The following is a 24,805-nucleotide window of genomic DNA, read 5'->3' as shown; positions in this document are numbered from 1 at the left end:
TCTGAACTCTAATCACCGAAATTCCATCGTAAGGAGAAAATCAATGGAAGGCGATATCGTACAAATGGGCGCATACATCGGCGCAGGACTGGCATGCATGGGCATGGGCGGAGCTGCTGTTGGTGTGGGTAATGTTGCTGGCAACTTCCTGTCGGGCGCACTGCGTAACCCATCCGCTGCTGCGGGCCAAACAGCTACGCTGTTTATCGGCATCGCGTTTGCAGAAGCTCTGGGGATCTTCTCGTTCCTCGTCGCTCTGCTCTTGATGTTCGCCGTCTAATATCCTGACAGCCATCCTTACGCATGAACGGGCCCACTGCGGTCCGTTCATGGTAAACTAGGTTTTCTGGAGAACGACATGGCAACTGAAGCTAAAGACGTCGCTGAATCCGCACCGGGCATGCCCCAGCTGGATTTCGCGACATTCCCGAACCAGATTTTCTGGCTCCTTGTCACGCTGGTCGTGATCTATTTCGTGCTGTCGCGCATTGCGTTGCCACGGATCGGGGCAGTTTTGGCCGAACGTCAGGGCACCATCACAAATGATGTGGCTGCGGCGGAAGAGCTAAAGCAAAAAGCTGTGGGCGCGGAAGCGGCCTATGAAAAAGCGTTGGCTGATGCCCGCGCCGAAGCAGGTCGTATCGTTGCTGATGCCAAGGCAGACATTCAGGCGGATCTTGATAAAGAGCTTGCGAAAGCCGACACCAAGATCGCAGCCAAAGCTGCTGAGAGCGAAAAGGCAATTGCCGAAATTCGCGCGACTTCTGCGGAGAGTGTTAAGGCTGTTGCCAAAGACACTGCCAAAGAGCTTGTCGCGGCACTGGGTGGCAAGGCAGACGCCAAAACCATCACAGCCGCCATCAACGCACGCATGAAGGGATAAAGAGATGAGACTTTTGTTCACAGCTGCTTTGACCCTTGGTGCGACACCGGCTTTTGCTGCGGGTGACGTGTTCTTCTCGCTGAAGAACACCGACTTTGTAGTTCTGCTGGCGTTTCTGCTGTTCATCGGCGTTCTGTTCTACTTCAAAGTGCCAAGCCTTCTGTCGGGTATGCTCGACGGTCGTGCAACCGGCATTCAAGCGGATCTAGACGAAGCCAAAGCGCTGCGCGAAGAAGCACAAACTCTGCTGGCCTCTTACGAGCGCAAGCAGAAAGAAGTGCAGGCTCAGGCCGACCGCATCGTTGAAGCCGCCAAAGCGGACGCATCAGCGGCAGCTGACCAAGCGCGCGAAGATATCAAAACCTCTGTTGCACGCCGTTTGTCCGCTGCCGAGGATCAGATCGCTTCAGCCCAAGCCTCTGCCGTCAAAGAAGTACGCGATACAGCTGTAACGGTTGCGATTGCTGCTGCGACTGACGTGATTGCAAAACAAACAACTGCCGCAGATCAAAACAGCCTGATCGACGAGGCGATTGCGACCGTGGGTGCAAAACTGCACTAACCCGACCGCAATTAGATTTGAGAGAACCCGGCCTCTTTGGTCGGGTTTTTTCGTTTAGTTGGGGGCGTCCAGAACACAGCGCGGCGTGTTGCGGCTAGGTCTGACCTGTTTCGCGCTGTAACCGTTTCTGTGCGATCACTTCGTTCCGCTCAAATGTCTGGTGATCAGACAGCGCGTTCTCGACGTAGGTCAGATGCGCCTCAACAGCGGCACGTGCACCAGCGGGATCACGGGCTTGCAGCGCATCGTTGATAGCGCGGTGTTGGTCTAGCAACGTGTCACGGGTAGTACGCTGCTGAAACATGATCTTGCGGTTATAGAACACGCCTTCACGCAGCAGTTGGTACATCGAACGCATCATGTGCAGCATCACGACGTTGTGGCTCGCTTCGATGATCGACAGGTGGAAATCCGCGTCGAGCAGCGCCTCTTCCTCAGGATTGCGTTTGGTGTGAGCCGCGGCCATCTTTTCGAACAACGCATTGATGACTTTGAGATCGGTTGTTGATCCAAGACGGGCGGCGCGATCTGCAGCCAGCCCTTCCATATCGCGCCGAAACGAAATGTAGTCGAACACGGCCTCGTCGTGGTCAGAGAACAGTTTGACCAATGCGTCTGAAAAAGCGCTGCCCAAGACATCAGCCACATAGACACCGGCACCAGCGCGGCTGTCGAGCAATCCTCGATCAGACAAATCCGCCAACGCGTCTCGCAACGATGGGCGGGACACGCCCAACCGTTCACTAAGCTCACGCTCGGATGGCAACCGTTCGCCGGGGCGCAAAATGCCGCGTAGGATCAACAGCTCGATCTGTTTGATCACACTGGTCGACAGCTTTTCGGGTTGAACGCGTTCAAAAGGCATTTGGCATCTCGTTTGGATTGGTCAAATGATATGATCATGCCCCAAGAGCCACAACAAAAAAGGGGCGCATCCCAGCGCCCCTTTGTCGTCTCGCTGCTGCCAGTAGCCTAGATTGGGGTGATCACGATTTCGACGCGACGGTTCTGTGCGCGACCTTCGTCGGTCAGGTTCGTGGCGATTGGTTGTGCCTCGCCGCGACCAAACGCGTTGATGCGACCGGATGAAACGCCTGCGTTCAGCAGTACGTTTGCGACAGCGGTCGCACGGCGCGTGGACAGGCCGTCATTGTAGCCTGCATCACCAACATTGTCGGTGTGACCGATCACATTCACCGTCGTGTTTGGATATTGGTTCAGGTTGTTTGCCAATGCGTTCAGATCGCTTTGCAAACCACCAGTCAGTGTCGAGCTATCGGTGGCGAACAAAATGTCTTGGGGCAGTGAGACAATCAGCTCTGACCCTGTGTTCGTGATGCCAACGTTCCCGCCGAGGCTCTGACGCAGTGCCACTTCTTGCTGGTCCAGACGTTGGCCAATCAATGCACCGCCGCCACCGCCGACGACTGCGCCGAGCAATGCACCACGGCGACGCTCCTCTGGATCATCCCCGGCCAGAATACCAACAGCGATACCTGTTGCTGCCCCGATCAACGCACCCTGCTGGGTGTTGCGATTAGGGTTGTTCGGATCTTGGATGGTTTCACAGGCCGTCAGGGCCAGAACACCAGTTAGCGCCAATGCGGCGGGGGTTTTCATCAATGTCATGTGCTCGTCTTTCAATTGTTGTGCGCACTCCGGCGCTTGCGACTTGTATATCGGATAAACCCCATTGCTATCCAATAACACGTCCGAGACCAGCAAAGTTCCGCCGTTTTAGACGTGATCTGCCCGCGCGCCTTCATAGGCCAGCATCGCACGTTTGACGGGCAGTCCCCAATGATAGCCGCCCAACTCACCAGATTTGCGTAACGCACGGTGGCAAGGGATCAACCAACCGACAGGATTGCGGCCCACAGCCGTCCCAACAGCGCGGACGGCCCGCGGGGATCCGATCGACTGTGCAATCTCGGAATAGGTCGTGACGTGGCCCGACGGGATTTGTAACAACGCCTCCCACACTTTGATCTGAAACGGCGCGCCAATCAGATAGAGCTGTGTCTGGGACAGATCACCGCCTGAACCAAACGCGTGAGCGACCCAAGGGCGCAACAGCGTGGCATTTTCAACAAACTTCGCCTGTGGCCAGCGAAGCGTCATATCTTGCATGGCCTCTTGCTCTGACGTCTCGGCGACAAAGCCGATACCGCATATCCCGCGGTCTGTGCCCATGACCAATGCTGGGCCAAAGGGGCTATCGAACCATCCCCACGAGATTGTCAGACCCGCACCCTGCTGTGCATACTCACCCGGGCTCATCGCCTCCCAACGCTGGAAAAGGTCATGCAGGCGGCCTGTTCCAGACAGGCCCACCGCATCTGCCGTCTCTAGCGTGGTGAACCGGTCCTGCAGCAGCGTCTTGGCAAAACCCAAAGTGAGATATTGCTGGTACCGCTTTGGCGAAACCCCGATCCATTTCGAAAAGAGACGTTGAAAATGCGCGGGGCTCATACCCATTGTCGCCGCGATATCCTCGAGGCTCCGCTGATCCTCGGGTGCGGCATCAATCGCCTCGATGGCTCGGCGCATAACCTGATAATGATATGTGTTTTCTTGTTCCATGAGCAGACCGTAGCAATCTGGCCGCACTGTCGCGACCCGATTGTTGCGCATCCCGCGTACGCAGGGCATAGACAGCGTATGGCCAAGCAACTTGACTATCACATCATTCGCGAGATTTTTACGCGCTTTCAAACCGCCGAGGCAGAGCCTAAAGGCGAGCTGCATCACGTCAACGCCTATACGTTGGTTGTGGCTGTTGCGCTGTCAGCACAAGCAACAGATGCAGGTGTGAACAGGGCGACTGGCCCACTCTTTTCCGTCGCGGATACTCCGCAAAAGATGCTGGATCTCGGTCTTGAAACGGTGACCGACTATATCAAAACCATCGGCCTTTTTCGGAACAAGGCCAAGAATGTCATCAAGCTGAGCCAGATCTTGGTCGATGACTATGACGGCGTTGTTCCCAATTCCCGCGCAGCCTTAGAGAGCCTGCCAGGTGTTGGTCGCAAGACGGCGAACGTCGTTTTGAACATGTGGTGGGGGCAGCCAGCACAGGCTGTCGACACCCATATATTTCGCTTTGGCAATCGGTCAGGTGTGGCCCCGGGAAAAGACGTGGTTGCTGTTGAGCGCGCGATCGAGGACCACATCCCCGCTGATTTCCAACTCCATGCGCATCACTGGATGATCTTGCATGGTCGTTATGTGTGCAAAGCGCGCAAACCTATGTGCGGTGCCTGTTTGATCCGCGATCTATGTGAATTTGAGGATAAGAACCTATGAAAACGTATGACGTCGTCGGTATTGGCAACGCGGTTGTTGATGTGATTTCACCCGCGCCGGATTTGTTTCTCGACCAGATGGGCATCACCAAAGGGATCATGCAGCTTGTCGAGTGTGAGCGGGCCGAGGTCCTATATGGCGCGATGGAAAAGCGCACGGAAACTCCGGGTGGCTCGGTTGCCAACACGCTGGCTGGGCTCGGTTCTCTTGGCTTGATGACGGCGTTTGTGGGTCGTGTCGCGGATGACGCTTTGGGCAAATTCTATGCAGATCAAATGAACGAGGGCGGCACTGATTTCGTCAACCCACCCGTCGCGGGGGCCGAATTACCGACTTCGCGGTCTATGATTTTTGTCTCGCCAGATGGTGAGCGTTCGATGAACACGTATCTTGGCGTTTCGTCAGAACTGTCTGAGGCTGATGTGGATGCCACTGTTATGACCAGCGCCAAAATGCTGTTCCTTGAGGGGTATCTCTTTGACAAGGACAAAGGGAAAGCTGCATTCTTACGTGCTGCTGCGGACTGTCATCAGGGCGGTGGTAAATCCGGCATTTCCCTGTCCGACCCGTTTTGTGTTGATCGCCATCGCGATGATTTCCGCACCTTGGTGCGGGATGAAATGGACTATGTCATTGGCAATGAAGACGAATGGAAATCCCTCTACCAAGTGACGGATCTGGACGAGGCGCTAAAGCTCGCATCTGCGGATTGCGCCATGATTGTCTGTACGCGCAGCGGCGACGGTGTGTCGATTGTCAGGGGAACAGAGCATGTTCACGTCCCAGTTACGCCAATTACGCCAGTTGATGCGACTGGTGCGGGTGATCAATTTGCCGCTGGTTTCCTCTACGGTCTCGCAACGGGGCGGGGCATCGAGACGTGTGGACGTATGGGATGCGTGGCGGCTGGTGAAGTGATCAGCCACATCGGTCCACGTCCTGAAACGGACATGAAAGCAATGTTCGAGGCCGAAGGGTTGGTCTAACGCCTTTTGCATTGAGCTTTGGCGAAGAAAAAGGTGCGCCAACCGAATTGGCGCACCTCACAATCTGTCAAACACATGTCGCTTAGCAAGCTTCCGAGTGAGCCATGCCGCGACGGGCCGAGCCGTTACTCGCCCAGCTTTGCGTGAACTTCGTCCAAATCGATTTCGCCAATCGGCATCTTATTTCCGGGATTTTCAAAATCATATTTGAAGAGCCGGAAATCCTTTTTGTAGATCTCATAGACAAGATGCATCGACAGATCGTCGAAATAATCTTCGACAGGGTGCGCACGTTTTGGCCCGTGTCCTTCGCTTTCGTTAAAGCGTGGGACCGCGTCGATATCGACTGCATTTGGGGTCTCGATTGCGTCCAGTACTGACTGCATCCCGTCGTTGAACTGTTCTGTCCAAAAGATGTTGTCGTAGCGACCGCCGCTGATGACGAACGTCGAGATGTGGCCGGACATGGCGGACCAATGGATGTCAGGATCCATGGGTCTGCGCCAGCGGATGGTGTCGCGTGCAAATAGCAGGAACCGTCGGAACGATTGGATTTGATCAAATTCAAAACCGTCCTCAGGGCTGCCGACTTCGATGCCGTATTTCTGGATCAACAGCGGCACGAGGTTTCCGCGGTAGCGTTTCCCGTTGCGCTGGATGCCGCAGATCTTGTCAAAGAATGATGACAGGATACGTGTGTATGGGTTGCGGACACAGGTGAACGCATAGCTTTGATGCGCTTGCACATTCTCGGTGATGAGAGGCTGACTTTCGTCCATTGCCCACTTGTGCATGCCGCTTGTCGCATCATGGATATCACCGTCAAAAAAGCTGCCGTGATCCGAGTAATACATGATCTGGCCAATCGTCGAGCACGCGCATTTTGGCACCACGCGGTATACGACGCTTTCGCTTTCAGTCATCCAAGTTCCGGGAAAACCCATAGTCTGTTCATCCTGTTATGGCCGTTGGCTGCGTTGCCGTGGCTCAATATCGCACAAAAAAGCAAAAATACCGTGTTTATTCAACGGGTGTTCACGGTTAGACGTTAAAAACAATTATCTGTATCCGAGTGGACCGTTTCCAATATGGCAAAAATCGCCTTTATCCTGCTGTGCCACAAAGATCCTGATGCGATTATCCAGCAGGCTGAGCAATTGACGGCTGTTGGGGACTATATCGCGATCCATTTCGATGCACGCGCACCTTGCGAGGCGTTCGAGCGGATTCAGAACGCGCTCAAGGGTAATCCGAACGTCGCCTATGCCAAAAAGCGAATCAAATGCGGATGGGGCGCGTGGAGCTTGGTTCAGGCCACGCTCTATGCGGTTGAGGCTGCTGTAGACGCATTTCCACGTGCGACCCATTTTTACATGGTGTCTGGCGACTGTATGACGATCAAATCAGCCAAGTATTCCAAGGATTTCCTCGACAGCGATAATTGTGACTATGTCGAGAGCTTTGACTACTTTGAAAGCGATTGGATCAAGACGGGGATGAAGGAAGAGCGGTTGATTTACCGCCACTTCTTTAACGAGCGCACCCAGAAACGCCGGTTCTATTGGTCCTACCGCGCCCAGCAAAAGCTGGGCCTGACCCGCGAAATCCCAGCCGATATTCAGGTCATGATCGGGTCACAGTGGTGGTGTTTGCGTCGCCGGACGATCGAATGGGTTCTGCAATTCACCCGCGAGCGCAGAGATGTGATGCGGTTTTTTCGCACCACATGGATTCCAGATGAGACGTTTTTCCAGACATTGGTACGCCATTTGGTCCCGGAAACAGAGATTCGCAACCGCACACTGACCTTCCTGATGTTCTCGGACTACGGAATGCCAGTGACGTTTTATAACGATCACTACGATCTCTTGCTGTCGCAAGACTGCCTCTTTGCTCGCAAGATCAGCCCCGAGGCGACGGACCTCAAAGATCGACTAGGGGTACTGTACGCCAGCGAACATGATGATTTTAGCATCTCGAACGAAGGTCGTGGTCTGTTCAAGTTCCTGTCAGGGCGGGGGCGCATCGGTCGCCGCTTTGCCACGCGGTTTTGGGAAACAGAGAGCTCGCTGGGACGCGATCGCGAACTGATGATTGTCGTTTGCAAGAAATGGCACGTGGCCAAACGGCTATTGGGATCAATCAAACACCACACCAATGTCCCCGTAATCGAATATCTCTTTAGCGAAGAAGGCACGCACCTGCCGGATCTCGGCGGCATCCAAACCACCTTGAGCAAACGAACACGCCACCGCCGCGCGTTGATGCGGATGTTGTTTGACTACTACGACACGGACCGGTTACTGATCTGTCTCGACCCATCGAACATTGATCTGTTGTATGACTTTTATGCTGATCGCTCGACAACGAAACTGCTCGAAATCGAATGCGAATTTACGGACGAATATCTGGTCGGCCACGCAATGCGGACGGGGCTTGCTGGCGAACAGACATCTGAGGAAACGTTGCAGCAGCTGTTGCCTACGATCCGCTATGATATGGAGTTCGAACAAGACCGGATGCGCGATTCAAACTTTGAAAATCACATGCGGATCAGACAGGTCGCCGAAGACCACGAGAACGCACAAGAACTCCAAGCGTTTCTCAGCGTGAGTGACGATCAGGCGAACGGGATTTCTCAAACGCCTTATCTCTTTGTTGATTAAGGACACGACCATGCACGACTACGACGACCAGAACATCTTTGCGAAAATCCTGCGTGGGGAAATCCCGAACTCGACAGTGATCGAGACCACGCACACTTTGGCCTTCCGCGACATCAATCCGCAGGCGCCCGTCCACGTCTTGGTGATCCCCAAAGGTCCCTACGTCAGCTACGACCATTTTGCAGGTGCTGCGTCTGACGAAGAAATCCTAGATTTTAACCGAACAGCCGCCAAGATTTGTGAAATGGAAAACGTGCAGGAAAACGGGTTCCGCGCAATTTCGAACACTGGCACGCATGGCATGCAAGATGTCCCACACTACCACCTGCACATTTTGGGCGGTCGCGTGATGGGGCCGATGACCGTTCCGGTCTAGGTCGATTTCGTCAGATCTAAAAACACATCCTCGAGTGCGGCCTGCTCTGTCCGAATGTCGGTCACTGAAATGCCTGCGTCTTGGATCAACTTTAGGATCGTATCCGCCGACGTTTTCCCGGTGCGATAGGTGAACGTCATGCGCCCTGTGTCGTCGACGGCATAGCTGACGCCTTCTGGTGTCACGAGCGTTTCAGGGGCACCCGTTGTGTCAATCACCATCGATTTCGTGTCGAGCCGCCCCAACAGGTTTTGCGTCGTGTCCCGAGTGATCACTTGGCCATGGTTGATGATCGCGATTTCGTCGCACATCTCTTCGGCCTCTTCGAGATAGTGGGTCGTCAGAATGATGGTCATGCCGTCATCGTTGAGGCCGCGCACATTCCGCCACAGCATATTGCGCAACTCGATGTCGACGCCTGCTGTTGGTTCATCCAGAACCAAAATGCGGGGGCTGTGCACCAGTGCTTTGGCCAGCAACAAACGCCGGCGCATGCCGCCGGACAGCGACCGTGAATAGGCGTCTGCCTTGTCTGTCAGCCCAACCAGTTCAAGAATCTCATCGGTTTTCCGGTCTCGTTTGGCGACACCGTACAGGCCCGCCTGAACCTCCATCGCGCCACGGGGCGAAAAATAGGGGTCTAGGTTTAACTCTTGGGGCATGATTCCGATGGCGGCACGCGATTGGCGCGGATTGACGTCCTGATCAAAGCCCCAGATGTTCACCGAACCCGATGATTTGTTTACCAAACCCGCCAGAATGTTGATCATCGTCGATTTACCGGCGCCATTCGGCCCCAACAGACCAAAGATCGACCCTTGGGGTATATGCAGCGTCACATCATCCAACGCGGTTTTCTGCGGTGTCTTCTTGGTCGCAGCATAGGTTTTTGACAGGTTTAGTATTTCAATCGCATTTGCGGGCATGACGGTGCTTTCCTGTCTTGTCGCCACACGTTGAGGCGTTAGAGTAGCGCTCTACCTAGGGCGGGGGTGACCTCGCTGCAAGCTCAAGGAACGACGATGGCTACTCCTGCACCAGAAACCAAAATCGTGAACGCCTACCGCGTTGCCTGTGACGGCGGCGAAGGTGCGCTGGGTCATCCGCGCGTTTGGCTTCAAATTCCATCCGAGCATGGCTGGGTTGAATGCCCTTATTGTGACGCCAAATTGGTGCACGAGGATTTCGCCGACAAGGTTTAAACGCCTTTCGCGATAGACGCTTGATGACAGATTGATGCGGGCGGCGCCTGCAATGAAAGGACGTTGATGATGGGTTTTGGAAAAGGGCATCATCTGCATCTGATCGACGGTTCGGCGTTTATCTTTCGCGCGTATCACGCGCTGCCCCCTTTGACCCGTAAATCTGACGGCCTGCCGATTGGTGCGGTGTCAGGGTTTTGCAACATGCTGCAGCGCTATGTCGAAGGCAACGCTGGCAGTGATGTCACCCACGTGGCCGTCATCTTTGACAAAGGCAGCCATACATTTCGAAATGACATGTATGACCAGTACAAGGCGAACCGCGATGCCATGCCCGAGGATCTGCGCCCGCAGATGCCGCTAACCCGCCGCGCGACCGAGGCGTTTAACATCGCCTGTCATGAGATCGCTGGTTACGAGGCTGATGACATTATCGCGACGCTTGCCCGTCAATCACGCGAGGCAGGTGGACGCTGCACCATTATTTCCAGCGATAAGGATTTGATGCAGCTCGTTGGCGGTGGTGTCGAAATGTTTGACGCTATGAAAAACCGCACCATTGGGGTCGAGGGTGTTGAAGAGAAATTTGGTGTTGGTCCTGACCGCGTTGTGGACGTTCAGGCATTGGCAGGTGATTCCGTGGATAACGTACCCGGTGCACCAGGCATTGGGATCAAAACCGCCGCTTTGCTTATCAATGAATTCGGCGATCTAGAAACGCTGTTGGATCGTGCCGAAGAGATCAAACAGCCCAAGCGCCGCCAGTCGCTGACCGACAACCGTGCGCAGATCGAGCTGTCCAAGCGATTGGTTCAGTTGGACCTCAATACACCTCTTGAGTTCACGCTTGATGACTTAGAGGTCCGCGATCCTGTCCCCGAGGATTTGCTCGCCTTTTTGGCTGAAATGGAATTCCGCACACTCACGACACGCATTGCCAACACACTTGGTGCCGAGGCTCCTGACATCAACGACACACCGGCCGCTGTGGCCGGTGCCGTCGACGTTCCCGAAGCACCCGAAATTGATGCCGATCAATATGAATGGGTCCAAGATACCGACGCGTTACAGGTGTGGATCGATCGCATCTATGAACGTGGCTATGTCGCTGTCGATACCGAGACTACCAGCCTCAACGAAATGCGGGCCGAACTGGTCGGTATCTCGCTGTGCGTCAAAGCGGGGCAGGCCTGCTATATCCCGATCAATCACAAAGAGGGCGCAAATGACGATCTCTTTGGTTCAGATAAACTGGCCGAAGGTCAGATGGCCGAAGCCGTTGTTTTATCGATGCTCAAACCGATGTTGCAGGACGATAGTATCCTGAAGATCGGCCAGAACATGAAATACGACGCCAAGATTTTCGCCCGTTGCGGCGTAGATGTGGCACCTATCGATGATACGATGTTGATGTCCTATGCGCAGAATGCGGGTCTGCATAACCACGGCATGGATACCCTGTCGGATCGTTTGTTGGGGCATACTCCGATCCCGATCAAATCGCTCTTGGGGACTGGTAAATCCGCAATCACATTTGACCGCGTCGATGTGGCCGAGGCTGTGAAATACGCTGCTGAGGACGCCGATATCACCCTGCGTCTATGGCAACATCTCAAACCCCAATTGCACGTCAAAGGGGTGACGACGGTTTATGAAACGCTTGAGCGTCCACTGGTGCCTGTGTTGGCCGAGATGGAAATGACGGGGATCAAGGTTGATCGCGATACTCTTAGCCGCATGTCCAATGCCTTTGCCCAGAAAATGGCAGGGCTCGAGGCAGAAATTCACGAGCTTGCAGGCCGGTCGTTCAACGTTGGATCGCCCAAACAGCTGGGTGAAATTCTGTTTGATGAAATGGGAATTGAGGGTGGCAAAAAGGGCAAGACCGGCGCCTATGCCACGGGAGCAGATGTGCTCGAGGATCTCGCTATCGAACATGAATTGCCTGGACGCGTGCTGGATTGGCGCCAGCTGAGCAAACTCAAATCGACCTACACGGACGCGCTTCAGAATCACATAAACGCCGAAACTGGCCGCGTTCACACGTCGTATTCGATCGCTGGGGCAAACACCGGCCGTCTCGCGTCGACAGATCCGAACCTGCAAAATATCCCGATCCGCAGCGAAGAAGGCCGCCGCATTCGCGAGGCGTTTATCGCTGAAGAAGGTAAGGTTTTGGTCGCGCTTGACTATTCACAGATCGAGCTGCGCATCCTTGCCCATGTGGCTGATATCCCGTCGTTGAAGCAGGCCTTTGCCGATGGCATGGATATTCATGCCATGACCGCGTCTGAGATGTTTGACGTGCCTTTGGACCAGATGACCAGCGACATCCGCCGTCAGGCCAAGGCGATTAACTTTGGCGTGATTTATGGCATCAGCGGCTTTGGCCTTGCACGTAATCTACGCATCCCTCGTTTCGAGGCGCAGGGCTTTATCGATCGCTATTTTGAACGGTTCCCGGGTATCCGGACTTACATGGATGACACCGTCGCCTTTGCCAAAGAGCACGGCTATGTGCAGACCCTCTTTGGTCGTAAAATCAATACGCCCGAGATTGGCGCCAAAGGGCCCCAAGCGGGCTTTGCCAAACGTGCGGCAATCAACGCACCGATCCAAGGCACAGCCGCCGACGTGATCCGCCGTGCGATGGTTAGAATGCCAGACGCGATTGCGGACCAACCTGCGAAGATGCTTCTCCAAGTGCACGATGAATTGCTGTTCGAGGTAGAGAACGGCGCACAGGAAAAGCTAATTGAAACTGCACGTGATGTGATGGAAAATGCGGCAATGCCTGCGGTCAAGCTTGATGTCACGCTCACGGCAGATGCGGGCGAGGGGCAAAACTGGGCCGAAGCACACTAGCCTTTGTCCTTAGAACCTTCGTTGAAACGGGCTAAACGCGCCAGTGTAGCCCGTCTTGGGTTGCCGCAGACGGATTGTATTCGCCGCTCACCCATCCTTTGAACCCGCTCTTGTCGAGCGCCGCAAAGAAGCCGGCAAAGTCGATCTCACCGCTATGTGGCTCGGCGCGGTGGGGGTGTGGCCCTGCCACCTGAATATGCGTGGCGCGGTGGCCATGTGCGGCCCATGTCACCATCAGATCACCGGTCATCGTGTGCGCATGATACGCATCAAGCTGCAGCGACACATTTGGCGCAGCGACCTCGTCCAAAATCTCTGCTGCTTGATCAAAGTCGTTTAGAAAGTAACCCGGCATTGCGAGCGAATTGATCGGTTCGATCGTCAGCTGCTGTTTGGGCGCAAACGCCGCTGCCCATTTTAGGTTTTCGACAAAACAGGCGCGTGCCTCTGGCCCGTCTGCAACGCCTGCCATGATGTGAACCCGCTGTGCGCCCAATGCGCCCGCATAGCGCAGCGTGCGCCGGAAATCATACTGGAACCGATCTTGCAGCTCAGGCACGGCGGCAAACCCGCGTGGCCCCTCTGTATAATTCGGTGGGGGGCAGTTGATCAGTGCGAGGGTCAGCCGGTTGTCGGCCAACAGCTGGCCCATATCTGCCGCATCCGCATCATAGGGAAACAGTACCTCAACGGCGTCAAATCCCGCTTCACGCGCAGCCGAGAAGCGTTCGCGAAAGGGCAACTCTTTGAAGAGAAACGTCAGATTGGCACAGTAGTGGGGCATTTAGTCCTCAAGTTCGGCGGACGGAATAATTGGGAAGAATTGTCCGCCAGACCGCAGTCCGAACCATTGTTCGCCCTCATGTGTGGCGTGCTCTCCGATCTCAATCAACCTGTAAAAGCTCTTGCGATCGATCAATGCCTCGAGATTGCTGCGCACCAGAACATAGGGCGACGGCTCGCCCGTCTGCGCGTCGCGTTCGACACGGATTGGGGCGTCAGGCCCTGCGCGAACCGTATCACCAACGCTGGTCGTGAAAACTAGATCGTCACCGGCCTGATCGAAATCATTGGCCAGAAATGGCGCGTCATCGACTGTGATGCCGACCTTTTCCACAGGCGTGACAAGAAAGTATTTACCGTCCTCGTATTTCAGAATGGTCGAAAACAATCGCACCAATTCTGGTCTGCCAATCGGGGTGCCGAGGTAAAACCACGTGCCATCCCGTGCGATCCGCATGTCCAAATCGCCGCAAAATGGTGGGTTCCAGAGGTGCACAGGGGGGAATCCGCGCCCTTTTACGGCGCGTGCGCTCTCGGCTAGGCCTTCTGCGGTGGGGGTCACGCTCATTTGTCCGCTCATTACATTGTCATTCTGCGTCATGGGGTTACGTTCTAACGATATCAATGGTTCATTCAGAACGGTAGAGCGGTTGGAGAGAATTGCCATGTCCGAGTATCAAGACCTTGTTCCTGAAATCGAAGCGCTGGGCGACAAACTGCGCGCAGCCAAAGAGAGCATCGCGGCGCAGTTCATCGGCCAAGAACGTGTCGTCGACCTTACGCTCGCGGCTCTGATTTCTGGTGGGCATGCATTGCTCATCGGTTTGCCGGGCTTGGGCAAGACGCGTTTGGTTGAAACGCTCGGCACCGTCATGGGGTTGGGCAGCAACCGTATTCAATTTACGCCAGATCTGATGCCTGCCGATATTCTAGGATCTGAAGTGCTAGAGACAGCCGATGATGGCAAACGGTCGTTCCGGTTTATCGAAGGGCCCGTGTTTTGCCAGCTTTTGATGGCTGACGAAATCAACCGCGCCAGCCCCCGCACACAGTCCGCCCTGCTCCAAGCGATGCAAGAGCGAGAAGTCACAGTTGCCGGTGAGCAGCGAAGCCTTGGCGTGCCGTTTTATGTCCTAGCGACACAGAACCCGATTGAGCAAGAGGGCACTTATCCGCTGCCCGAGGCCCAGCTTGACCGTTTCCTCGTCCAGATCGATGTGCCCTATCCAGATCGGGATACCGAGCGCGAGATTATTATGGCAACGACGGGTGTCGAAGACGCTGTTTCAACAGATGTCTTTAGCACTGATGCATTGCTCGCTGCGCAGACGCTGTTGCGCAAGATGCCTATCGGAAATGATGTGGTTGATATGATCATCGATCTGGTGCGCATGTGCCGCCCTGATGATGAAACAGCCCCCGATATGGTGCGCGAAAATGTAAGCTGGGGCCCCGGGCCGCGTGCATCCCAAGCGTTGATGCTGACCGCACGTGCCCAAGCGTTGCTGGATGGGCGTTTGGTGCCTTCGGCGGATGATGTGCTGCAAATGGCGCGTCCTGTTTTGATGCACCGAATGGCGCTTAGCTTTGCTGCGCGGGCGCGGGGAGCCGATCTTGGCGCGATCATTGATGCGGCAGCATTGGCTGCGACGCGGACACAGGCCGCCGCTTGACCCAGCCGCAAACACTTAGAACCCGCGCCGAAGATGTCGCGGGCGCGTTCCCGCCGCTTTTGGCGCAGGCTGACCAATTGGCCGCCACTGTTATGGTGGGCGAACATGGGCGACGCCGCGCGGGTGTTGGGGACAGCTTTTGGCAATACCGACCGGCCCAATTGGGTGATGAGGCACGCAGCATCGACTGGCGTCGATCTGCCCGTGCTGACCAGAATTTTGTACGTGAAAAAGAATGGCAAACGGCGCAGAGCGTCCAGCTTTGGGTCGATGGGTCAGCCTCCATGCATTTTGCGTCTGAACCGAACCTCGTGACCAAGGCAGACCGCGCGCGTGTTCTATCGCTGGCTCTGTCGATTCTGTTGATCCGCGGTGGCGAACGTGTGGGATTGTCGAGCGGAGGCGTGCCGACCCGAGCGGGTCAGTCGCATTTGATCCGGCTCGCTGATGCATTGTCCGCGGATGATGTCGACGACTATGGTTGCCCCGATACCAGCGCGATGACGCCTCTGTCTCGTGGTGTTTTCGTGTCGGACTTTATGGGCGATGTAGATGCGGTTGAACGGGCTTTGTCTGAGGCCGCAACGCGCGGTGTGCGCGGTGCTCTTGTCCAAATCCTCGATCCCCAAGAAGAAGCGTTTCCTTTTGACGGACGCACAATTTTTCAGAGCATGGGTGGCAGCCTCCAGCACGAGACACTCAAAGCGGGGGATCTGCGGGACCGTTATCTTGATCGTCTGGCTGAGCGCAAAGATCGGCTTGATCGTTTGGCATGCGAAACTGGCTGGCAGTTCATGACCCATCATACTGGTGATGCGGCGTCCTCTGTGCTGTTGTGGCTCTATTCTGCGATTGGGCAGGTGCGCTGATGTTCATGCTCGGCCCTCTCGGATTTCTGGCACCTTGGTTGCTATTGGGGCTGACCGTTCTGCCGATCTTGTGGTTGCTGCTGCGCGCCGTGCCGCCTGCACCGATCCGCCGCCAGTTCCCTGGTGTGGCTTTTCTATTGGGGCTGACGGATGATGACAGTCAAAGTGACAAGACACCGTGGTTGCTGATGCTGTTGCGCATGCTGGCAGTTGCGGCAGTGATTGTTGGTTTTGCGGGGCCGATCTTGAACCCCAAAACGGAACGCACGGGCTCGGGTCCTCTTTTGATCTTGCTCGACGGCAGTTGGGCGGATGCACGCGACTGGTCGGCAAAACAGGACCGCATGGACGAGCTTTTGGGTGACGCGGAACGTGCGGACCGCACGGTTGCCGTTGTGCCATTGACCGATGTGCCAGAGGGCGCGCTGCCGTTTCAATCGCCCTCGGAATGGCGCACAAGAATTGCCAATCTCGCGCCAAATCCGTGGGCGCCTGCCGCAGATGTCGCCGATTGGGCGAATGGGCTGACGGGCGAATTTGAAACCTATTGGATGTCTGACGGTGTGGACCGTGACAGCCGTGATGCCGTGCTTTCTGCCCTCGAAACGCGAGGACCGGTGACCGTGTTTGAGAGCCCGCGTGCCACGTTGGCCTTGCGTCCTGCCCAGTTTGAGGACGGCGAAATTTCTGTCACTGCGATACGGGACGTTGGCGGTGTCACCCGCGACATTTCAATCACGGCTCATGGTCTTGATCCCGCTGGCAACGAACGCGCGCTGGCCTCGGTCGCCGCGACGTTCGACGCTGATGAACAATCGGTCGAGGTTCCGTTTGACCTACCGCCCGAGCTACGCAATCGTGTCACGCGCTTTGAACTAGACGGCGTTCGAACTGCGGGTGCCGTGACGCTGACCGATGATGCATTGCGCCGCCGCGAGGTTGCCCTGATTGCAGGTCGCGAGGATCGCGAGGGGCTCGAACTGCTCTCACCACTTCACTACCTCGAACAAGCGCTTGAACCCACAGCGGATCTTATCGATGGATCCCTGACGGACATTTTGCTCGCCAATCCCGATGTTCTTGTTTTTGCTGATGTCGCGACACTGACCGATGGCGAACAAGACGAAGTTCTCGACTGGCTCGACGCAGGCGGTTTGCTGTTGCGATTTGCGGGTCCTCGGCTTGCGGCGAGCGACATCAGTCGAACAACAGAAGACCCTTTGATGCCGGTACGCTTGCGGGTTGGCGGTCGATCTGTTGGTGGCGCGATGAGCTGGGGTGAGCCCAAGACACTCGCCCCATTCACAGAAGATAGCCCGTTTTTGGGCCTTAGGGTGCCAGCCGACGTCACGGTCACGGCCCAAGTTATGGCGCAACCTGATCCAAACCTATCATCACGTGTGATTGCCGAGCTGACGGATGGCACGCCTTTGGTCACACGCAAATCGGTGGGCGAGGGGCAGATCATCCTTTTCCACGTCACGGCTAACGCTGAATGGTCATCGCTTCCGTTGTCAGGTCTGTTTGTGCAAATGCTCGAGCGGATGGCCGTGTCGAGCCGACCCAGCAGCCCCAGCGCCGAGGAGTTAGAAGGCACAACATGGGCCGCGACAGGTGTTCTGGATGCGTTTGGACGTTTGAATGACGCAGCGAATTTGGCGGGGATCACCGGTGCGCGGTTGGCCGAGCAAACACCGGCAGCAGATATGCCACCGGGTCTCTATGCGGGCGACGACCGTGCGGTCGCTGTGAATGTGACGACCGTAGACACCACGCTTGCGCGCCCAACATGGCCTGCGCGGATTACAGTTGAGGGTCTCGCTGTTGCGTCCGAGGTGTTGCTAAAGGGTTGGTTGATTGCCGCGGCGCTTGCTTTGTTGGCGATCGATGTTGTCGCATCACTTGCTGTTTCGGGTCGCCTTTTTGGACCTCGAGCGACAACAGCTATGGTGGCCATCGTCGCATCAATGGCCTTTGCACCTGACGTGCGCGCGCAATCGGATGCTGATGCGATCGTTGTCACATCCGAGGTCGTGCTTGGCTATGTCGTCACTGGCGACAGTGAGGTTGATCAAATTTCTGAGGCTGGCCTGCGGGGTCTGTCCCGCACGCTCTTTCGGCGAACATCGATTGAGCCGGCAGACCCTATCGGTGTTGATCTGGATGCAGATGAACTGGCGTTCTTTCCATTCCTCTATTGGCCGATCACGGGTGATCAGGCTCTGCCGTCGCGCGCCGCATATTCAAATTTAAACCGCTATTTGCGGTCCGGTGGCATGATCCTCTTTGATACGCGCGATGCTGACACAGCACGGTTCGGCGGCGGCTCGCCCGAAGGCCGCAGATTGCAAGCCATCGCGCGACCTTTGGATATTCCCGCGCTTGAACCGATCCCCAGCGATCATGTTCTGACCCGCACGTTCTATCTGCTACAAGATTTCCCCGGACGGTATGCCAGCCGCGATGTTTGGGTCGAGGCCGCACCAGCAGACGCGCAGTTGATCGAAGGTATGCCATTTCGCAATCTCAATGACGGTGTGACCCCTGTTGTTATTGGTGGGAATGATTGGGCCCGTGCTTGGGCCGTCGATCAGCGCAATAATTTTATGTTCCCTGTTGGGCGTGGCAATTCCGGCGAACGCCAGCGCGAGATCGCCTACCGCTTTGGTGTGAACCTGATCATGCATGTTCTGACCGGCAACTATAAATCGGATCAGGTCCATGTTCCTGACCTGTTGGATCGGTTGGGGCAATGACCGGAAATGTGATCTTTGACCCAATTTTGCCGATTGCCATCTTAATGTTCTTCGCGGCACTCGCGGCAGTGGTTTTAGGCTTTGCTATCTGGCGAGGTCTTGCAGGTTGGTGGCTACGCGGGCTGGCTGCATTGGTGCTGTTGCTGGCGTTGGCAAACCCATCCCTGCAACAAGAGGACCGTGCGCCACTGTCGGATATTGTGGTGGTTGTCGTCGACGAAAGTGCGAGCCAATCGATTTCAGATCGTGGTGATCAAACCGCCCAAGCTTTGGCAGATCTAACTGCCCAGATCGAGGCGCGTCCTAACACGGTCCTACGTTTGGTGACTGTGCGGGATGCTGATCTCGCAAATAGCACGGATGGCGGAACCCAGTTGATGACGGCCCTGTCCGAGGTGCTGGCCGAGGAGCCTCGGGCGCGGATCGCAGGGGTCTTGATATTGACCGATGGACGGCTTCACGATCTCGACCGTATGCCAGACGTCCCTGCGCCCGTGCACGCATTGATCACAGGGCGGACGGGTGATTGGGATCGCCGGGTCGTCGTCAAGAATGCGCCTGCTTTCGCCATCCTTGGCGAAGAAGTGGTGCTAACTTTGATGGTCGAAGATCAAGGCGCAGCCCCTTTTGAAGGGTTCGCCGAGATTTCGATTTCCATCGATGGGGACAGACCCTTGGTGTTTCAAGCACCGATTGGTCGCGAGATGGATCTTCCGATTCAGTTGCCACATGGCGGAATGAATGTTCTGCAATTCTCGACCCCCTTGGCCGAAGGCGAATTAACAGATCGCAACAACCAAGCGGTCGTTCAGATTAATGGGGTGCGGGATCGTCTGCGAGTTCTGCTGGTCAGCGGAGAGCCGCATCCGGGCGAGCGTACGTGGCGCAATCTGCTGAAATCGGACAGCTCGGTCGACTTGGTTCACTTTACTATTCTGCGCCCACCCGAAAAGCAGGACGGCGTTCCCGTCAGCGAGCTTAGCCTGATTGCCTTTCCGACGCGCGAGCTGTTTCTCGACAAGATTGACGAATTCGATCTGATCATTTTTGACCGCTACAAGCGGCGCGGCATTTTGCCAGCGCTCTATTTCGAGAGTATCCGAGGGTATGTTGAAAACGGTGGCGCAGTTCTGATTGCAGCGGGCCCAGACTTTGCTGGTGCTGCCAGCCTCTATCGTTCGCCGCTGGCTGATATTCTGCCGGGGCGTCCAACAGCGCGTGTATTCGAAGAAGGGTTTCAGCCCCAGATTACCGATCTGGGTGACCGTCACCCTGTGACTGAAGGGTTGTCTGGTTTTGCCCCGCGTCCGGCGACCGAGGACGACATTGGATGGGGCCGTTGGTTCCGAATGGTCGATGTCGAACCTGTGTCCGGTGACGCAGTGATGAGCGGCGTCAATGAACGACCGCTGTTGCTGCTCGACCGTGTGGGCGAAGGGCGGGTCGCACTTTTGGGATCGGATCACGCGTGGCTATGGAGCCGCGGATACGAAGGTGGGGGTCCACAGCTCGAGCTATTGCGGCGCCTCGCGCACTGGATGATGAAAGAACCTGATCTCGAAGAAGAAGCGCTATCAGCGCAGGCCAGTGGGAATGAAATGCGCATCTTGCGTCGCAGTTTGGGCGACGAGGTGGGGGATGTGACGATTGTGCGCCCCGATGGCGAAACCGCGATTGTCACGCTGGACGAGATTTCACCCGGTCGTTTGGAAGGTCGCTACACAGCGCCGCAAATTGGGCTCTATGCCTTGTCCGAAGGCGATCAAGAAACGATCCTTGCTGTGGGTCCTGCGGCGCCACGCGAGTTTGAACAGACCATCGCAACGGGTGAGCTATTGAACCCTATGACCGAACTGATGCGTGGTGGAAACGTCATGCTAGAGGATGGCACACCACGTTTGCGCAACGTGCGTGCTGGGCGTCCAGCCGCCGGTCGGGGGTGGATTGGACTGACGTCACGCGACGCTTTTGTCACAACGGATGTGACTGTGAACTCGCTGGTGCCCGCGTGGTTATTGTTATTGGTATCCGCGCTGTTGGTGATTGGAGCGTGGCTGCGCGAGGGGCGTCGCTAGTTCGAAAACGAACTCAGCGGAACGGGCTTGGACCATCCATCAACGCTGCAATGCGCGCGCGCAAATAGCGGCCCCTCAGGCAGATCGACGCCAGACAGTGATCGCGTAAACTGCTGTTCGTTGACATGTGGGTGGTGCAGTTTGCGAAACCCGCTGCTGTTGCCGTCGGCATCCAGAATTTCCCAACCATCGGCATAGTGACCCCATCCTGTATCATCATGCAAAAGCGTCACGTCAAAGCGGGCTGGATCGCCTGTTACGTTGACGGCTTCAACCGTTGGAGGATGCGCCCAAGCAGGGCCAGCGACGAGGATCAAAAACAAATATCTCATGGATGCACTATACGCCGACAACCACGGTCGTGTGGTCATATTTTCGTTTCGCGCAGAATGATCTCGCGTGGAACGGACATGAATTCGCGTGACCACAGAACATAGGTCGTGATCGCCACGCCGAGGATCAACATGATCGGGCCCATCAGCCACGTCAGCGCACACAGCGCAAAGTAGAGCGACCGCAAACCACGGTTAAAGTTGATCGCCGCCCGCACATTCAGTGCGGCTGCTTGGTCGGCGCGGGGGAACGCTTGGGGGTCGTCGATGTCATTGGGCACGGCCGCCATCATCACAGCGCAATAGCCGAAAATGCGGTTGGCCCAGACGAATTTCAAAAACGCATTGCCGACAAGCACAGCCGGAGCCAACAGCTTCATCTGCAAGACGAACACAGGCAACTGGCGCTGGGTGAAATCTTGGGCTGCTGTTTCTAGTGGTTCGGGATTGCCCAACAATGCCAGCAAACCACCAATCGCAAGCAGCGACGTCGAGGCAAAGAACGATGTGCCTTGGCGAAGGCTGGCGAGGATCTGACTGTCAAAAATACGTGGCTCACGGGTTACGAACTCTCGCATCCAGACGTGCCGGTAGTTCGACATCAGGATCGTGACCGATGGGTGCTTGGACGAGGGGTGCTCGATCCGCCATCCAATGGCAAACCATGTGAGAAACAGAAACCCAGCGGCGATACCATCGAGGGTCGTAAAGAGAGATAGGCGTTCGATCATTGTCATGGCGCTATCTTAGTCCTGCAGGCAGGGGCTTGCCAGTCGGATAAATTGGTAATATTAATTTACCAATATAATCGAAAGGGATTTTCATGGAAATGCCTAACCCCAACCCAACGGTTCTGTCGCGCAAGGCTGATTTGGTCGAGCGCTTGCAAGAGGTTTTGCCTCAGGGGGCTGTCATTTCCGATTTGGCCGAGACGCGTGCCTATGAATGCGATGCCCTTACGGCCTATCGTTGCCCGCCACTGTGCGCTGTGCTGCCTGCCACGACCCAAGAGGTATCCGACGTCCTGCGCATATGCCATCAGATGGATGTGCCTGTGGTGCCGCGCGGGTCAGGAACATCGCTGGCAGGTGGGGCGCTGCCGACTGCCGACTGTGTGATCTTAGGCGTGGCGCGAATGAATGATGTGCTTGAGACGAATTATCCGGACCGCTACGTGCGGGTTCAAACGGGCCGCACGAACCTGAGCGTTACGGGTGCTGTTGAGGAAAACGATTTCTTTTATGCACCCGATCCGTCTAGCCAGCTTGCCTGTGCAATCGCGGGGAATATCGCGATGAACTCTGGTGGGGCGCATTGCCTCAAATACGGGGTAACAACCAACAATCTGATGGGTGTCACCATGGTGATGATGGACGGCACCATCACTGAAATCGGGGGCGCGCATATGGATGCGGGTGGTTTGGATTTGTTGGGGGTTGTTTGCGGCTCTGAGGGGCAGCTTGGTGTTGTGACCGAGGCCACACTGCGCATCCTGCCCAAACCTGAGGGCGCCCGCCCTGTGCTGATTGCCTTTGACGATAATGAGGTCGCAGGCGCGTGCGTCGCGGATATCATCAAGGCGGGTGTTCTGCCCGTCGCGATCGAGTTCATGGATCGGTTGTGCATCGAGACAACCGAGAATTTTGCCAAGGCAGGCTATCCTGACTGCAACGCTCTGTTGATTGTCGAGGTCGAAGGATCTGACGGTGAAATCCAAGAGCAATTGTCCAAGATCGTGGCAATCGCGGAGACCCATGACCCCGTTGAAATTCGTGAGAGTAAATCGCCAGAGGAAAGCGCCGCGATCTGGCTTGGGCGCAAATCTGCCTTTGGTGCGATTGGTCAGATTTCTGACTACATGTGTTTGGATGGAACCATCCCAGTGTCCGAGCTTCCGTTGGTGTTGCGCCGGATTGGTGAGCTGTCGGATCAATACGGTTTGCGTGTCGGAAATGTGTTTCACGCAGGCGATGGCAACATGCACCCGCTGATCCTGTTTGATGCCAACAAAGAGGGAGATCTGGAAATCTGCGAGGCGATGGGTGCTGATATCTTGCGCCTCTGTGTCGAGGTTGGTGGCTGCCTAACGGGCGAGCACGGTGTTGGCATCGAAAAGCGCGATCTGATGACGGATCAATACACCGCCGCAGACCTAGAGGCGCAAATGGCGGTCAAGGATGTCTTTGATCCTGCATGGTTGCTGAACCCCGCCAAGGTGTTCCCACTGGCCGTTTCAGAAGCGCGCCGCGCGCCTGCGGTTGCCGCGGAATAGGACCGATGGCCCGAGACTTTTCTAGAATTGAAAGCAACGACATATGACGCCCAAGACAGAAAATGAGTTGGCTCAACACGTAGCCGCCGCTAAGGCGCCGCTGTGGATCAAGGGCGGAGGCACCACGCTCACAGGCCAGGGCGACGTTTTGGATGTCTCGGGGTTGTCGGGCATCACGCTCTATGAACCCGGTGCGCTGACGATGGTGGCCCAAGCTGGCACACCTCTGAGCGAGATTGAGGCCGCACTAGACGCAGAGGGCCAGATGCTTGCGTTTGAGCCGCCGCGTACCAAAGGCGCGACCATTGGCGGTGCCTTTGCTACAAACGCCAGCGGCGCACGTAGGGTACAAGTTGGCGCCGCGCGCGACTTTTTGTTGGGCGTTCGGTTCGTTGATGGGGCTGGCGAAATCATCAAGAACGGGGGCCGCGTCATGAAGAACGTGACTGGCTATGATTTGGTCAAACTGATGTCTGGTGCCCATGGCACGTTGGGCGTTTTGACCGAGGTAAGTTTCAAGGTTCTGCCCAAGCCCGAAGCGCAGGCCACGATCGAGGTGAAAGGGTTAACAGACGCCCAAGCGACCCAAGCAATGAGCGTCGCGATGGGCACCCCTTATGATGTGAGCGGGGCGGTGTTCTTGGTGGATAAAGGCACGCCAACGGGGCGCATGTCGATCCGTGTTGAAGGCTTCTCTGGGTCCGTAGCACACCGCAGCACTGCGTTGCAAAACACGCTTTCTGCGTTTGGCGAATGCTCAATTTCCGAGACCGGACCGTGGGATGATTTGCGCGGTGGGGCGATGTTTAGTGACACGACGGACGCCCTGTGGCGCGTCGCGGTCAAGCCAAGCGAGGCCGCACAATTCACGTCAGAGCTGGCGCAAACGCTGCCCCATAGCCATGCATATGACTGGGCTGGTGGGCGCGTTTGGATCGGCGCAGACGAGGCAGATGTTATGCGCGCCGAAGCTCAAGACAGCCCGCTAAATGATAAGTCTGGGTTCGAGGGATTTCACAGTGTTCTGCAGGAAATGGCGGCCCAGTACAAAGGTCATGCGACCCTGATGACAGCGCCTATGCCGCTGAGTGTCCCACGGTTTCAACCCGAGAATAATGTTGTGGCCAACCTAAGCGCTGGGTTGCGAAAGCGGTTTGATCCGCGCGGTATTCTGAACGCCGGATTGATGGGATAAAACG

Annotated in this window: 24 protein-coding genes; 15 read left to right on the top strand and 9 right to left on the bottom strand. The window is 56.1% G+C overall.

The annotated features are described in order from the left end of the window. Nucleotides 1–43: 43 nt before the first annotated feature. From TR2A62_RS09860 to TR2A62_RS09850, 3 genes are all read left to right on the top strand, one after another. Entirely contained in the window at nt 44–280 is a 237-nt protein-coding gene (locus TR2A62_RS09860; protein ID WP_009157477.1) for a F0F1 ATP synthase subunit C, read from the top strand. Nucleotides 281–358: 78 nt separating this feature from the next. Next, nucleotides 359–883, top strand: coding sequence for a F0F1 ATP synthase subunit B' (locus TR2A62_RS09855; protein WP_009158268.1), 525 nt, complete (start codon nt 359–361; stop codon nt 881–883). 4 nt (nt 884–887) lie between these two features. After that, the gene (locus tag TR2A62_RS09850) at nt 888–1,445 is read left to right on the top strand and encodes a F0F1 ATP synthase subunit B (RefSeq protein WP_009160158.1); all 558 of its coding nucleotides are present in this window, start codon (nt 888–890) and stop codon (nt 1,443–1,445) included. A 94-nt stretch (nt 1,446–1,539) separates the two neighbouring features. Here the strand turns inward: TR2A62_RS09850 and TR2A62_RS09845 are convergent, their stop codons facing one another. The 3 genes from TR2A62_RS09845 to TR2A62_RS09835 form a co-directional block, all read right to left on the bottom strand. Further along, on the bottom strand, nt 1,540–2,310 hold the full coding sequence (locus tag TR2A62_RS09845; RefSeq protein WP_009159442.1) for a FadR/GntR family transcriptional regulator: 771 nt from the start codon (nt 2,308–2,310) through the stop codon (nt 1,540–1,542). Between the two features lie 107 nt (nt 2,311–2,417). Beyond that, on the bottom strand, nt 2,418–3,074 hold the full coding sequence (locus TR2A62_RS09840) for an OmpA family protein (protein ID WP_040820568.1): 657 nt from the start codon (nt 3,072–3,074) through the stop codon (nt 2,418–2,420). 108 nt (nt 3,075–3,182) lie between these two features. Then, on the bottom strand, nt 3,183–4,028 hold the full coding sequence (locus TR2A62_RS09835) for a bifunctional helix-turn-helix domain-containing protein/methylated-DNA--[protein]-cysteine S-methyltransferase (RefSeq protein WP_009157347.1): 846 nt from the start codon (nt 4,026–4,028) through the stop codon (nt 3,183–3,185). A 78-nt stretch (nt 4,029–4,106) separates the two neighbouring features. On the opposite strand from TR2A62_RS09835, the gene nth reads away from it, so the two are divergent. Both nth and TR2A62_RS09825 read left to right on the top strand, forming a co-directional pair. Beyond that, nucleotides 4,107–4,751 carry an endonuclease III gene (gene nth / locus TR2A62_RS09830; RefSeq protein ID WP_009158621.1) on the top strand — a complete coding sequence of 215 codons (645 nt, stop codon included), beginning with the start codon at nt 4,107–4,109 and terminating at the stop codon, nt 4,749–4,751. Beyond that, nucleotides 4,748–5,737, top strand: a complete 990-nt coding sequence (locus TR2A62_RS09825; RefSeq protein ID WP_009158915.1) for an adenosine kinase — start codon at nt 4,748–4,750, stop codon at nt 5,735–5,737. Before nth ends, TR2A62_RS09825 begins: the two co-directional genes overlap by 4 nt. A gap of 125 nt (nt 5,738–5,862) precedes the next feature. On the opposite strand, the gene TR2A62_RS09820 is transcribed toward TR2A62_RS09825, so the two are convergent. Beyond that, the gene (locus TR2A62_RS09820) at nt 5,863–6,681 is read right to left on the bottom strand and encodes a sulfotransferase family protein (RefSeq protein WP_009160195.1); all 819 of its coding nucleotides are present in this window, start codon (nt 6,679–6,681) and stop codon (nt 5,863–5,865) included. A gap of 144 nt (nt 6,682–6,825) precedes the next feature. On the opposite strand from TR2A62_RS09820, the gene TR2A62_RS09815 reads away from it, so the two are divergent. Continuing rightward, nucleotides 6,826–8,403: a DUF5928 domain-containing protein gene (locus TR2A62_RS09815; RefSeq protein WP_009157918.1), complete on the top strand. Its 1,578-nt coding sequence runs from the start codon at nt 6,826–6,828 to the stop codon at nt 8,401–8,403. Nucleotides 8,404–8,413: 10 nt separating this feature from the next. Further along, nucleotides 8,414–8,779 (top strand): HIT domain-containing protein, encoded by a 366-nt coding sequence (locus TR2A62_RS09810; RefSeq protein ID WP_009160470.1) that lies wholly within the window; start codon nt 8,414–8,416, stop codon nt 8,777–8,779. On the opposite strand, the gene TR2A62_RS09805 is transcribed toward TR2A62_RS09810, so the two are convergent. Further along, nucleotides 8,776–9,705 (bottom strand): ABC transporter ATP-binding protein, encoded by a 930-nt coding sequence (locus TR2A62_RS09805; protein ID WP_009159512.1) that lies wholly within the window; start codon nt 9,703–9,705, stop codon nt 8,776–8,778. The two genes, TR2A62_RS09810 and TR2A62_RS09805, sit on opposite strands and share 4 nt — an antisense overlap. A 96-nt stretch (nt 9,706–9,801) precedes the next feature. On the opposite strand from TR2A62_RS09805, the gene TR2A62_RS09800 reads away from it, so the two are divergent. Next, complete coding sequence (locus TR2A62_RS09800; protein WP_009160567.1) at nt 9,802–9,981, top strand: zinc-finger domain-containing protein; 180 nt, start codon at nt 9,802–9,804, stop codon at nt 9,979–9,981. A 69-nt stretch (nt 9,982–10,050) separates the two neighbouring features. Further along, entirely contained in the window at nt 10,051–12,846 is a 2,796-nt protein-coding gene (polA, locus tag TR2A62_RS09795) for a DNA polymerase I (protein WP_040820564.1), read from the top strand. Between the two features lie 31 nt (nt 12,847–12,877). On the opposite strand, the gene TR2A62_RS09790 is transcribed toward polA, so the two are convergent. Both TR2A62_RS09790 and TR2A62_RS09785 read right to left on the bottom strand, forming a co-directional pair. Beyond that, nucleotides 12,878–13,630 carry a hydroxypyruvate isomerase family protein gene (locus TR2A62_RS09790; protein ID WP_009157494.1) on the bottom strand — a complete coding sequence of 251 codons (753 nt, stop codon included), beginning with the start codon at nt 13,628–13,630 and terminating at the stop codon, nt 12,878–12,880. Beyond that, nucleotides 13,631–14,197, bottom strand: coding sequence for a DUF1285 domain-containing protein (locus TR2A62_RS09785; protein ID WP_009158712.1), 567 nt, complete (start codon nt 14,195–14,197; stop codon nt 13,631–13,633). It lies immediately after the preceding gene. 97 nt (nt 14,198–14,294) lie between these two features. Here TR2A62_RS09785 and TR2A62_RS09780 point away from each other — a divergent pair, with 97 nt between their 5' ends. The 4 genes from TR2A62_RS09780 to TR2A62_RS09765 are packed head-to-tail and all read left to right on the top strand — an operon-like array spanning nt 14,295 to nt 21,002. Continuing rightward, complete coding sequence (locus TR2A62_RS09780) at nt 14,295–15,302, top strand: MoxR family ATPase (protein WP_009159940.1); 1,008 nt, start codon at nt 14,295–14,297, stop codon at nt 15,300–15,302. Next, a complete protein-coding gene (locus tag TR2A62_RS09775) occupies nt 15,299–16,171 on the top strand; it encodes a DUF58 domain-containing protein (protein WP_009160374.1) in 873 nt (290 codons plus the stop codon). Before TR2A62_RS09780 ends, TR2A62_RS09775 begins: the two co-directional genes overlap by 4 nt. After that, on the top strand, nt 16,171–18,927 hold the full coding sequence (locus tag TR2A62_RS09770) for a DUF4159 domain-containing protein (RefSeq protein WP_009157928.1): 2,757 nt from the start codon (nt 16,171–16,173) through the stop codon (nt 18,925–18,927). Before TR2A62_RS09775 ends, TR2A62_RS09770 begins: the two co-directional genes overlap by 1 nt. After that, complete coding sequence (locus tag TR2A62_RS09765; RefSeq protein ID WP_009160057.1) at nt 18,924–21,002, top strand: membrane protein; 2,079 nt, start codon at nt 18,924–18,926, stop codon at nt 21,000–21,002. The genes TR2A62_RS09770 and TR2A62_RS09765 overlap by 4 nt, the downstream gene beginning before the upstream one ends. On the opposite strand, the gene TR2A62_RS09760 is transcribed toward TR2A62_RS09765, so the two are convergent. Continuing rightward, nucleotides 20,999–21,334, bottom strand: a complete 336-nt coding sequence (locus tag TR2A62_RS09760) for a hypothetical protein (RefSeq protein WP_009159244.1) — start codon at nt 21,332–21,334, stop codon at nt 20,999–21,001. The two genes, TR2A62_RS09765 and TR2A62_RS09760, sit on opposite strands and share 4 nt — an antisense overlap. A 35-nt stretch (nt 21,335–21,369) precedes the next feature. Beyond that, nucleotides 21,370–22,071: a DUF599 domain-containing protein gene (locus tag TR2A62_RS09755; RefSeq protein ID WP_009158795.1), complete on the bottom strand. Its 702-nt coding sequence runs from the start codon at nt 22,069–22,071 to the stop codon at nt 21,370–21,372. A gap of 86 nt (nt 22,072–22,157) precedes the next feature. Here TR2A62_RS09755 and TR2A62_RS09750 point away from each other — a divergent pair, with 86 nt between their 5' ends. Together TR2A62_RS09750 and TR2A62_RS09745 are read left to right on the top strand one after the other, a co-directional pair. Next, nucleotides 22,158–23,606 carry an FAD-linked oxidase C-terminal domain-containing protein gene (locus TR2A62_RS09750; RefSeq protein ID WP_009159770.1) on the top strand — a complete coding sequence of 483 codons (1,449 nt, stop codon included), beginning with the start codon at nt 22,158–22,160 and terminating at the stop codon, nt 23,604–23,606. Nucleotides 23,607–23,649: 43 nt separating this feature from the next. Beyond that, nucleotides 23,650–24,801, top strand: coding sequence for an FAD-binding protein (locus tag TR2A62_RS09745; RefSeq protein WP_009158574.1), 1,152 nt, complete (start codon nt 23,650–23,652; stop codon nt 24,799–24,801). Nucleotides 24,802–24,805 lie beyond the last annotated feature (4 nt).

This window comes from Thalassobium sp. R2A62 (genome assembly GCF_000161835.1).
GTDB lineage: Bacteria > Pseudomonadota > Alphaproteobacteria > Rhodobacterales > Rhodobacteraceae > Thalassobium.
Note: the sequence above shows the minus strand (reverse complement) of the source record. Positions and strands in the feature narration are given on the sequence as shown.